Consider the following 12,425-nt stretch of genomic DNA (forward strand, 5'->3'; position numbering starts at 1 on the left):
AGGATGAAATTTTGGCAAAAAATTTATGTCTTCTCTATTCTGGTCTTCATCATTATTTTTAACGCTGCCTCTATTATGGTGATCGAGCGGAGCCATAATCGAATGCTTAAGCAGGAAATCAACAACGCTTTAAGCCAGAACATGAGCATTCATTCCAGCGTCGATGCGATTGTACCCATCCTTCGAATCTATGACTCCATTGATTACGAAAAAACGGTATTAACGAGAATTGCGAACGAATTTGTTGGTAAAAATAACGAGCAGCTCGTTTATTTGGATATTAGGGACGAGAAAAATCGGTCAGTCTTTAACAATACCGATTTTCAAATCCCAAAGCAGCGTGAGGAACTGGACAAGCTGGCCGTAGACGAAATTAGTTATATTTTGCGGGATATCGATCAGCGAACGATATTGTTCACATCAAATATTGCGAATATAAACCATAAAAGCTATGTTTTCACCTATATGATCGACGTTACTTCTGTGTACCAGGACCGCGTAGATCAATATCAGTTTTTTGCAAAAGTAGATGTGGCAGCCTGCATCCTCTATATGCTGATTATGTTTTTTGTAAGCCGAGGGCTGACGAGGTCGATTGACCGGCTTAGCCGGACTGCGCAGGTTATTGCAGAAGGCGATTTTTCGGATCGCGTCCGGATAAAATCAAAGGATGAAATTGGCACGCTGGCTCAAAATTTTAATGATATGGCTGCTGTTGTTGAGGATAAAATAACGATTCTCGAGCGAAATAATGAAGAGAAACAGCGGTTCATCAACAATTTTACACATGAATTGAAGACGCCTTTGACTTCCATTATTGCCTATGCCAATTTTATGAGGACAACCAAATATAACGAGGAAATGTTCATGGATAGTTTGAATGTCATTTATTCGGAAGGAAAGCGCCTAGAGTCGTTGTCATTGAAGCTCATGAACCTGATTTTGCTGCAGGAGGACGATTTCCAGATGGAGGTGCACGATTTAGGGGCGATTTTTGCCGAATTAAAGCCGACGCTTAGTGTAATGGCGAGCGAGAAGCATGTGGGAATGATCGTGGAATGCGAACCGTGCGAGCTGCTGGTGGAGAAGGATTTGATAAAGGTGTTGATCTCCAATCTTGTAGATAATGCGCTGAAAGCTTCAGCCCCGCAGCAAACCATCATACTGCGTGCTCTATGGCGCGGAAACCAATATATTCTGCAGGTACAGGACGAGGGCATCGGCATTGCCAAGGAACATCAGGATAAAATATTTGAACCTTTTTATATGGCGGACAAGTCTAGAACAAGAAGCAGTAACGGAGCAGGTCTAGGGCTTGCGATATGTCAAAGTATTGCAGGCGTACATCATGCTGCAATCCATATTGCAAGCAATGAAAATCAGGGCACAATCGTAGAAGTTGTGTTCACTCCGGGTCATCCGAAAGGCGGGATTAAGGAATGAACAAGCTCATTCTGGTTATGGTGCTCGCAGCGCTTGCAATCATTTCGACGGGGTGTGGCAACGTATTGGACAGGACCCCCAAAGACACGGTAATGGTTAAAAAAATAACGAAAGAAACAGGCAATAACGATGTGGAATACGAGGGTGTTCTGTCCCAAGAGGCGGTGAAGACGCTTAGTTTGAATGCAGTCAATAAGTATTTGGAAAAGAGTCTAACGATCGATGAGCTGCAATTCGAGCTGATGGCTATTGACCAGCATAAATTTAGAGAGCTGCTAAATGAAGCGGAGTATGGAGTTGACCCTAGACCGGAAAGGGCGCAGGTGATTGAACAGGGCTCTAAGGCCAAGCTGGATTATCAAACAGAACTGGATGACATTTCTGGCGGCTTGTATTATATAACGCTGACTAGGTTGTCTGATCCTAATGAAGTGTATGACATCGTGCTTAACGCCAAAGATGGTGATGTGATTAAACTTTCCGAGGTGGGCGCCGTGCGGGCCCCTTCCTCCAGCAGTCAAAGTGAACAAGAGAAAATCATTGCTCTCGCAAATGCGTTTATCGATATAGAAGGAAGTTACCCCTTATCTAATTTGTCGCTGAATGAGGACTTTACCCGCTGGGACAGCGTTGTGGAATTGTATTATACGAGCAAGGAAGACGAGAAACTGAAATATTGTGTCACGGTGAATGTGAGGCAAAATAAGGTTGTCGGGTTTAGCAAGGATGTTATGGCGTTGTTAAGCTACTATTCTAGACTGTAAATAGAGTGAGATGAAGAGAGCCAATTGCATGCGCAATTGGCTTTTTTGCAATTTTATATTTTACAACTTCAATACAACTCTATCTCACTTATCATATATCCAGTCACTATACTGATGAAGTAATGCCTCGGAGCGATAGAAATGCAAGCAGTAGACAATGATAGCAGTTGAAAGGAAGAGAACCTATGAAAAAGGCAATGTTCATTTTGTTGACGATAATGATGATGGTAGTATCGGCATGCAGCTCTGCTACAGGCGGAAATTCAGGAGGTACGCAGACAAAGAGCGAGGGGCAGACCGGTACAAACCCGCCTAAGGAAGAAACGGTTGAACCGAAAAACAGCAATGAGAAAAAAACGATTGTGTTCTCGACTTTTTTTCAGAACGATTTCTTTGTAGAAGCCAAAAAGAAATATGAAGCCAAGCATCCCAATATCACCATTGATCTCAAATACATCGATACAGAGGACGCGGATTTAGAAGTCAATTTGGAGAAGTTTATAAAAACGACAGGTACAGCTTTATTATCCGGTAAAGGGCCTGACCTGATTGAGATGGACCAACTGCCATCAGGGGATTATATAAAAAAACAGCTGCTAGTCAATATGAGTGAGCTGATCGATAAGGACCCAACTTTTAAGAAGGAACAATATTTCGGCAATATTTTGGACGGAATGAAAGTGAATGGAGGATTATATGGGATGCCGCTTGGCTTCTTTATTTATGGTCTCTTCGGCAATCATACGTTGATCGAGAAAAGTGGCGTTAAAATTGACGACAGCCATTGGAACTGGACTCAGTTTATAGAAACGGCTAGAGAACTCGTCAAGCATACAGATGAAAATCAATCCGTATTAGGCACAAGTCAGCCAGAATATATGATTACGCAGCTGGTTAATGATCAATATGGGACGTTTGTGGATAAGGAGAGTGGAAAGGCTAATTTTGACTCTGCTGCCTTTACTGATTTGCTGAAAGAAGTAAAATCCGTGTTCGATGACAAAATTATGAGTGGAGATAAAGGTTTTCCTATATTTAGAGACACCCAAATTAACTCGCCTGACGATTATATTCGTGAGATAAAACAAAGCGAGTTTTTGACAGGAGGCCTATCCCACAAGACAAAACTATACTTAAAGCCGATCGCAAGCGGTCAGCAGGCAGGCGGCTCCTTCAGAACGTATCAAACGCTGGGCATAAACGCAAAGTCCTCTGTAAAAGAGGAGGCATGGGATTTCTTGAAATTTATGCACTCTGATGAGATGCAGCATCGAGCAGGCAGTGCCGGATTCCCACTCAGTAAAGCTTCATACAGCAGGGTTGTCCAGGATGTATTAAAAAAAGGGACGGTTAAGTCTGATCAACCGATCGGGCCGATGAAAGGCAAAGTGTTTGAAATTACCCAAAAGGATATTGATGATCTTGATAAATTCCTTACTGGAGCCAAATATTCGGTTCAGTTCAACAATACTCATATTGATGACATTGTAAGGGAAGAGTCCTTAGCTTATTTCGCCGGACAGAAAACACCTGAAGCCGTGGCAAAGCTAATTCAAAATAGAGTGACGACTGTTTTAAATGAATAGGAAAAGCATGAAAAGTGTTCTGATCAGGCTGCTGCGCAAGGATGGTGCTGCGGCAGCCTGCTTTTTGGCACCGAGCCTAATTGGTTTTTCCTTATTTTATCTTGTCCCGTTTGCCATGGGATTTGTTTATTCCTTTCAGGATAGTACCGTTAACGGCTCATTTGTTGGTTTGGACAATTACAAGGATTTGCAGGCCAGCGCATCCTTTCGGAAAGCGGCAGCCAATACATTTCTGTTTACTGGCGTTAGTGTACCGCTCATTATCGCTTTGTCTTTGTTGTTTGCGCATTTGTTGAATCAAAAGCTGTTTATTCGAAATTGGCTGCAGACCGCCTTTGTACTGCCGCTAGTCGTGCCTGTCGCATCTATTGTGATGATATGGCAAATCATGTTCGACTGGAATGGGACATTGAATGCTTGGATGCAGAGCTTGCATCTGGAGCGAATAGATTGGATGAAGTCGGAATGGTCAATCGGTGTGCTTGCCATCGTATATACGTGGAAAAACATCGGGTATAACATCATATTATTTTTGGCGGGGCTCCAAAGCATTCCTAAAGACTATTATGAGACGGCGGATATTGAGGGTGCGGGCATTTTTCATAAATGGATTCATATTACGCTCGTTTATTTGACGCCGACCATGTTTTTTGTCGTTCTTATATCCATTATTAATTCGTTTAAAGTGTTTCGTGAAACGTATCTGATCGCAGGCAACTATCCTCATGACCGCATCTATATGCTGCAGCATTACATGAATAATATGTTTTTATCCCTTGATGTACAGAAGCTGACAGCCGCTGCAGTTCTAATGGTAGGCTGTATTCTTGCTTTTGTAATGGTCATGCTTTCCATCGAACGGCGTTTTCGGAATTCCATGGATGGGTGAAAGGGTGGTGAAAGGATTGCCATTATTTAAAAAGCTTGTGTTGTCAGTTATTATGGGGGGGCTTGCTGCGGCAATGCTATTCCCCATTGTTGTTACATTTTCCAACTCATTCATGACAGAGACCGAAATTGATTATAACTACAATCTCATTGGCAAGATGGTTAATATTGCGGCAGGGGAAAAAGACGGATACATCAATTTAAAGCTGATCCCAGATTGGGTATCATTCGGTCAATATGCTGAAGTATTGGTTCATAAACCGATGTTTCTCCATATGTTTTGGAATTCCGTGTTTATTGTTGTACCCATTATTGTTCTGCAAGTGATGATCGCATCTCTAGCCGCTTATGCATTTGCCAAGCTGCGGTTTTGGGGGCGGGATAAGCTGTTTGTCGTATATTTGATGACCATGCTTATGCCATTTCAAGTGACGTTAGTGCCCAATTATATCATTGCGGATAAGCTGGGGCTAATGAATACAACTTCCGCCATTATACTGCCGGGGATATTCAGCGCTTTTGGCGTGTTTATGCTTAGGCAGTTCATGATGCATATTCCGTATACGTACGTTGAAGCAGCCAAAATAGATGGGGCAGGGCATGCAACCATTTTTTATCAAATTATTGTACCGCTCGTCAAGCCGGGAATCGCCGCTTTAATTGTTTTGTTATTTGTTGATAATTGGAACATGGTTGAGCAGCCGCTTATATTTCTTGAGGACACATTCAAGCAGCCGTTGTCACTCTATTTATCGCGTATTAGCGAGGGTGCAAGGGGCGTTGCTTTTGCTGCCTCCGTTCTGTATATGACTCCGATGGTGCTGTTATTTTTATATGCAGAGTCTTACTTTGTAGAGGGTGTTCAGCTATCGGGAATTAAAGGTTAGCCCATTCACGGAGGGATTTTAATGGAATTACAACTAGCTGGCCAAGCAGTGCCTGGACGCAAAAGAAAAATTCGCCTTCTGTTTGGCTTGTTTATAGGGCTGTTAATCGGATTTACGCTGTTTAGCAATACGCTAATGTCCTTAACCTTACCCAAGGTCGTGTTAGTCACGCCAAACCGTGGTGAACTTAATCATACCTTTCAAGGCAGCGGTATTGTGAAATGGCGGGTGCAAACGGCTTTGTCGGGTGAGCCCGGTATGAGGGTAAACAAAGTGAATGTTAAGGAAGGGGAGCCTGTTAAGAAAGGGCTGGTATTGATTGTTTATGATCAGAAGGCTGCAAAAAATCAAATACTAGACGAGCAGGCCGCTCTTAGTAAGCTGCAGCTCCTCAATAAAGAGCTGGAGCAAAGCTATGTCGAAGCCTCCCAAAGCGGAGATGAGAAGAGCGTCGAAAGCGCCAAACATGCGCTGAAGGTAAACGAGATAGATAGGGATATGCAGCAGCGGAGAATTCAGAAGCTGCAGGAGAATTTGGCAGAAACGAGCACATTGGTTGCGCCTTTTGACGGGATTGTAACCAAGGTTGGCGCGGTCGAGGGTTTGGCTTCATCCGAAGGAGGACCTGCTGTTATGATTGCCAATACGAGCCTTGGCTTTGAATTTGAATTACTAGTTCCCGAGGCTGCAGCGGCTCCTCTGGAAAAAGGAGCGAAGCTCGATGTTCAATTGAGCGGCACTCAGGCTAGACAAATCGAGGGCAGCCTAGTGGAAATTCAAGACACTGATGCTCTTAGCCCAGCAGGTGAAGGCGGGAGCACAGCCTCACATACGGCAATGAAGAAATTGCTTGTTGCGATAAAGGATAATCAATTGCAGGGAGGAGAGCGTGCCGAGGTTATGCTGACTCAGAAGACAGATGATGTCATTCTGGTACCGAATAAAGCGATTCACGATGAGGGTGACAAAAAATATGTGTTTGCCATGGAGGAGAGGAGTGGACCATTAGGCAACGCCTTTTACGTTCGCAAAGCGTACATTACAGTCGTTGATTCAAATGATACACAATCTGCCGTTACGGATGGGCTGTTCGAGCAGCAGTCCATTGTATTCGAGAGCAGAGATCCGCTTCAGGATGGTGACAAGGTTCGCGTTCACTAGGTAGGGGACGACTAAATAGGAAGCATTTCACTTAAAACAGCAGCCCTTAACAAATAGGGGCTGCTGTTTCTCATATCAAATAATTTAGTAAAGGGTGAACTTTCCTTTATACAGATTAGAAGAGCCGTCGGATCTTGTGTTGTCCTTTACTTTAGCTGAACCGCCTACTGCGTTTACGATGTACCCGACCCCGTCCAAGTGGACATTATTGTTTTTGAAATCATTATTGGTGCCAGTTGGATAGCTTGAGCCGTGGGTGCGATTCTGGAACGCATCGACTACGCTGCTGTTGCCATTGCGGCTGCCAGTATTGTTGTAAATCTTGGAATTAACCCCCTTCACGTCAATAAAGCTGTCCGCTGAGTTTGCTCCGGAAATTCCAGTTCCGTTAAATGTGCAATATTCCACGAGAGTTCCATCAGCACCCTCTTTAATATCGATATGCTCAGCTGTTATTCCAGGGCCGAAAGTGGTGTATCTTATAGTATTGCCAATGACCGTATGCTCGTAAGCAGCACCTTCATCTGATCCTACATAAGCGCCTTCACCGTATCCCGCTTGATATTTTCCGGTCTCATAAATGTTGGCGTTATCCAGTGTATTGTAGGAGCTGCCGTCCCTGAAATGAACGCCTTCGTCGCCCACATTGTATATTTCGGCCTTGTAGATAAAGTTGTAATTCCCATTGTCGATCATAATCCCCTTTTGTGCTCTTGTTACTTTAATATCGCGAATTTCCCAATAGTCGCCTGTTAGATGAATGCCGTAAGAACCATCATTGGTGGCGGGTCCTTGCAATATAGGGGGATTAGCTGGGTCACAACCCTTCAAAACGATGCGGCTGCCGGAAGTGCCGCTGGCGCCCGAATAGAAAACACCAGTTGGAACGCCGTTAGCATCCAATCTAGGATCACCGCTTGCAGCTCGAATACCTGAGTAGGCTCCTGGCGCAATCGTGATTATTGTACCAGCGCTCGCATTGATCATCGCAGCTTGAATGGCAGCTGCGGAGGTTAATGCGCCGGAACAAGCTGCTATCCCGCCGGACTGTGTAGTTGCGCTGACGGTATTGCTCGAAACCGATTGATTGCCTGCCGCATCTTTTGCTTTTACGTAATAGCTGTAGGTTGTCGATCCGGACAAGCCAGTATCACTGGCTGTGGTTGCTGCTACCGATTTGAGAAAGCTGCCGCCGCGGTAGATGTCATAACCAATCACGCCCACATTATCCGAGGAAGCGTTCCAGCTCAAGTTAATTTGACTGCTCGAAGCAACGGAGGCGCCCAAACCAGTTGGTGCAGTCGGTGCGATTGTATCTCCTCCCCCTCCACCGGTGCTGGAGACGACAACAAGCTCTGGTTTATTGGAGGTATTCTCCTTACTATTTATTTCTGTATATTTTCCAGCCGTTTCTGATAATACAAAGGAAGCAGCACCATCGCCGCTCGCTTGCCCTTGCACGTAGGCAGTTACATCGATTTCTACATAATGAAAGCTGGTTGTTAGAGCTGCACTATTGATAAGGCTGCCGGTCGCAGGTTTGGTATTCCATGTTAGTGCTGCTTGTGTCCAGCTGTCTGTCGTTTGAGAAGCGGTTAAGGTAGAGGTTGATGATGCTTTCGCATAGACCCGAAGCTTAGCGCTTGTAATGCCAGAAAGGCCATTTAAACTAAATTTCAGAAACGTGAGCCGCTCTGATCCACTAGTATTCTTAACGAACATGGAAGTAGCAGAACCATAATTTGTAGCTGCATTGCTTGCATAAACATAAGAGTCATCAGTAGGACTGAGTGTAGAGGTGGCACCAAACACGACGCCAACATTCAGCATCGATATCATCATAAAAATACTAATCAACAGACCAATGGACTTAAAAGACTTAGTCACGTCTTCATCTCCTTCAAAATAAACCTGTTTTTGCGGATGAACAAATTAATTCGTAACAATGAGCTCTGGCTTATTTGACGAGTTCTCGCTGGTGTTGAGCGTGGTATACTTCCCAGCAGATTCACTGAGTACAAAAGAAACAATAGCATCCCCGGCTGCTTGAGCCAGCACGTAGGCCGTTACATCAATCTCGTAATACGCAGCGGTTGTATTCATCACTACAGAACCAACAGCTGTGCCTATTGGAGGTTTATTAGCCCAAGTCACTGCGGCTTCCGTCCAAGAATCCGTTGTCTGTGATGCCGTTAAAGTAGTCGAGGCAGATGCGCTTCCATAAACACGAAGCTTGGCATTCGTTACTGTTCCGGTTATAGAGCCGAGGCTGAATTTAAGAAGGGAATAACGAGTTTGCGAGGTGTCCGTCTTCACATACATGGATGCGGTGTCACCGTAGTTTTTTGCTCCATTGCTTTCATGTACATAGGAGTCATCTGACGGGCTTAGCGTAATGCTGGTACCGCCGCCACCGCCAGCTTGTGTTGTTGCGCTTGCTATATTGCTCGAAGCAGATGTATTTCCAGCCGCGTCTTTCGCTCTTACGGCAAAGCTGTAAGCTGTACTCGCTAGGAGTCCCGTATTGCTATACGAAGTGCCGGTTGCACTGCCAATTAGTGAACCGTTGCGGTATACATCATATCCGGTGACGCCTACGTTGTCTGAGGCTGCCGTCCAGCTTAAATTAATTTGTGAGCTTGATACCGCAGCTGCAGTTAAGCCCGTCGGCACGGTTGGCGCCTGCGTATCTGGGGTTTCTGGGCTTGTGCACGTATTGGTCGCTGTGCCGCTGCCAAGCAAGGATGCACCCGTGAATGACAAGCATGCATATACGCCTTTATTGGAAGAAGAGGTGAAATCTACTTTTTCGTTGCCGCCCCATGTGCTGATGAACGTGCCTGTTGGTTTTTGTAAATGAGCCCAAGCCGTGCCATCCCATCCAAGCTGATAGATTTTATTGAGTTGGTTGTAAGGCGCGTAGCTGACATAAGGGCCGCCTTTTGTCTCTTGTTTCGCCATCGTGTTGTTGAAAAAGACGTTTTGTTCACCTGTCGATCCGGACCACTTTGTAGCGTGCGGGCCAGCACCATACCAAATCGGGTACCAAGTGCCCTCAAGCACATCCTGACCGCCTTCTCCTTCACCCCATGAGCTGTGTTCAAAAGGGATATTAATCGTATTTTGTTCAATCAGATTTCTGCGTTCCCAGCCGCCATGCAAGTTCATATCTGTTGTGAGTGTATTATTTTGAACAACATTGCCTGTTGCTGACCATTGAAGCGTGAGATGGCGCACACGGTCGATTTTGTTTCCGATTATTTTGCTGTCATTCAGCTTGGAGCCCCGAACGTAGCCGTGACCGCCTTTGCCTTTGTTCCATGAGCCGAAAATAATATTGTTGCGAATCTCCATATTTTTGGCGAATTCGGTTACGATCGGATGAGAGCCTGTCATATAAGTCTGAATGCCCTTTACCCAGCCGTCTTGCGCCCATTTGAACAAAATGCCGTGCAGGGCATACTCCAATGCCCCATTTTTGTACTTCAGTCCGACTCCACCGGGATTTGATGCTGCATCATAATCGTCGGCATTTATCGTTGAGGCATAAGGTGTATAGGAAATGTCTTGCGTAAAGTAGAAATCTTCGAATCCAACGCCTTTTACCGTCGTTACTTTCATTACTTTACTGTAATAGGTCGCGTTCGAACCGCCAGGATCTGCAGGCAGCAGCCCGCCGTTGCTGAATGGAACATCAAATTCAAGCGGCTTATCGAGCGTTAGCGTATCCCCGCTGACGCTGGCTACCGTAAACATTTGTGTCCGCATATGGCCGTTGTAGCGATACTGCTCGGGACCTTGCATTTGATCATAAAAGGCGACCGTGTTCGCAGCTCCCACATATACGGTGTTGCCTGCCTGAAACGAGCTGCCTTTGCCGGAAGCGACCTTTATTTGTGTACTGCCTTTGGTACCGCCACCGCTGGAAGCGACTCGTTCTCCGCTCAGCCAGTGAAAATTAATGCTTCCTTCATAAGTAGAATCGTTAGCGTGCTTGGTGCGGTCTTCGACTCGAAATGCAGCGTAACCAGGCCACAGCTTCCCGTCAATTAACGGGGCTCCAGGGTTTGCGGGGTCTTCGGAGTAAGTAGCTGACGGCTTGAAAACAATCTTTGTTCCAGTCGCAGCGTTATTGCCTGCACCCCGAATCGTAACGTAGCTCGCATCCACACGAACCTGTTTATTTAGATCGATTTGTCCGGCCGGGAATTTTAGAATTGCCCGATTGGAATCACTAACTGCTTGACCATTTACTTTCAGTGTACCGCTACGAATATCGTTAATGACCTGCTGGAGTGCATTCGAATCATCAACACCGTCGTTAGCCAAAATGCCCTTTGTGGTTAGATCAATAATTGTACCGCCCGTTGGCAGCGCTTGCCCGCCTTTGTAGCCTGCGGTAGTCCAGTTTGGCAAAGAGGGATCAACAGCAGCTTCAACGGAAGAAAGGCCAAGAGATGAGAAAATGATGACCGAAGAGAGTATAGCCGTACAAAAATGTTTGGTTTTTAAATCTTTTACAGCTGAATTTAAATGAAACATCCTCATTCCTCCTTTAATTGATCGTTTTACATTCGGTCTCTTGAAGCTGCATGCATGCAGGGCAGGGCTTCACCACCTTTTATGAAAAGAATGAGGACTTCCTTTAAATGTCTGACATACTTCCAGCATAACAAAATGTAAGCGCTACAATTTTCATTTCATTGCTAGAAAATGATATTTTGTTGCTGTCTTTTGCTACAATTATTAGAAGCGCTTTCATTATAGATTTCATGATGCAGGAGGGATCGTATGAAGCTTAGCACGAACGTGAATTTGAACAAGGAGCCTTTCCATCTTAACTATTTTAAGACAAGCAATCAGCGCAGCTGGGAGGTGTTCCACGCTCACCAAAGCATGGAATTCCTATATGTGTATGAAGGCGAAGGCATCGCCCACATCCATGGTTGCCAATTTCCAATTAAACCGGGTACGCTGCTGCTTTTCCAGCCTTTCCAGCTGCACCGGCTGGAGGTGGGCGAGCGTTTTGTACGGACTGTGTTTATGTTTGATCCTTTTCCTGTGTCTTCGGCACTCGCGATCTTTCCATCGCTTCACAAGTTTTTTTCTGTTCTATGGAAGTCCACGCTAACTCATCCTGTTCTATATATGCCACCAGCCCAAAATGATTTTATAAACCTCTATGAGATGCTCAATATAAGGTTAAAAAATGTCCCTCCCTCCAAATGGCATGAGGAATATCTATTATTCGTTATTTCCTTTCTACAGCAGCTCCGTCACTTCGAAAAGCAGTTGGCGCCGATAAAGACCCCAGCACCTGAGCCAAAAACCTCGTTGACGATCAAGCTGATTATCAACTGGGTGGATGCAAACTTTAGAGATAAGTTTATGCTGGAGAGCCTGTCGGACGAGCTTCATCTGTCTACCTTCTATTTGTCCCACACTTTCAGTGAAAAAACAGGGAGCAGCCTAACGAAGTTCATTTGTTCTAGGCGATTAAGAGAGGCATGTCACCTACTGGAGACGACATCGAAAAGTGTTAGTGAAATAGCAAGTGAGGTTGGATTTCAAAACTCCTCTTATTTTTGCAGGGTGTTTAAAGGAGCTTTAGGCGTAACGCCTAAGAAGTATCGGGCTGAGGTATTTGGTGAGGGGCAGCTTTAAGAAAATTTGCAAGAATTTAATAAAAAATAAAA

9 protein-coding genes are annotated in these 12,425 nt (G+C 45.0%); 7 read left to right on the top strand and 2 right to left on the bottom strand.

Annotation, left to right across the window (positions count from 1 at the left end; translation table 11 throughout):
• Nucleotides 1-3 precede the first annotated feature (3 nt).
• The 6 genes from AC1DOV_RS16550 (at nt 4) to AC1DOV_RS16575 (ending at nt 6,729) form a co-directional block, all read left to right on the top strand.
• Nucleotides 4-1,443: a sensor histidine kinase gene (locus AC1DOV_RS16550; RefSeq protein ID WP_477550484.1), complete on the top strand. Its 1,440-nt coding sequence runs from the start codon at nt 4-6 to the stop codon at nt 1,441-1,443.
• A complete protein-coding gene (locus AC1DOV_RS16555; protein ID WP_477550485.1) occupies nt 1,440-2,207 on the top strand; it encodes a hypothetical protein in 768 nt (255 codons plus the stop codon). The genes AC1DOV_RS16550 and AC1DOV_RS16555 overlap by 4 nt, the downstream gene beginning before the upstream one ends.
• Before the next feature lie 185 nt (nt 2,208-2,392).
• Nucleotides 2,393-3,793, top strand: a complete 1,401-nt coding sequence (locus AC1DOV_RS16560) for an ABC transporter substrate-binding protein (RefSeq protein WP_477550486.1) — start codon at nt 2,393-2,395, stop codon at nt 3,791-3,793.
• Between the two features lie 7 nt (nt 3,794-3,800).
• Nucleotides 3,801-4,682, top strand: a complete 882-nt coding sequence (locus AC1DOV_RS16565) for a carbohydrate ABC transporter permease (protein WP_477550487.1) — start codon at nt 3,801-3,803, stop codon at nt 4,680-4,682.
• A gap of 52 nt (nt 4,683-4,734) precedes the next feature.
• Complete coding sequence (locus AC1DOV_RS16570) at nt 4,735-5,568, top strand: carbohydrate ABC transporter permease (protein WP_475449817.1); 834 nt, start codon at nt 4,735-4,737, stop codon at nt 5,566-5,568.
• Nucleotides 5,569-5,589: 21 nt separating this feature from the next.
• Nucleotides 5,590-6,729, top strand: a complete 1,140-nt coding sequence (locus tag AC1DOV_RS16575; RefSeq protein WP_477550488.1) for an efflux RND transporter periplasmic adaptor subunit — start codon at nt 5,590-5,592, stop codon at nt 6,727-6,729.
• A gap of 84 nt (nt 6,730-6,813) precedes the next feature.
• Here AC1DOV_RS16575 and AC1DOV_RS16580 read toward each other — a convergent pair whose 3' ends face one another.
• Nucleotides 6,814-8,616: a CBM96 family carbohydrate-binding protein gene (locus AC1DOV_RS16580; RefSeq protein ID WP_477550489.1), complete on the bottom strand. Its 1,803-nt coding sequence runs from the start codon at nt 8,614-8,616 to the stop codon at nt 6,814-6,816.
• Between the two features lie 45 nt (nt 8,617-8,661).
• Nucleotides 8,662-11,271: a CBM96 family carbohydrate-binding protein gene (locus tag AC1DOV_RS16585; protein WP_477550490.1), complete on the bottom strand. Its 2,610-nt coding sequence runs from the start codon at nt 11,269-11,271 to the stop codon at nt 8,662-8,664.
• 249 nt (nt 11,272-11,520) lie between these two features.
• Here AC1DOV_RS16585 and AC1DOV_RS16590 point away from each other — a divergent pair, with 249 nt between their 5' ends.
• A complete protein-coding gene (locus AC1DOV_RS16590) occupies nt 11,521-12,393 on the top strand; it encodes a helix-turn-helix transcriptional regulator (protein WP_477550491.1) in 873 nt (290 codons plus the stop codon).
• Nucleotides 12,394-12,425: the final 32 nt, after the last annotated feature.

This window comes from Paenibacillus sp. 01T47 (assembly GCF_056398245.1).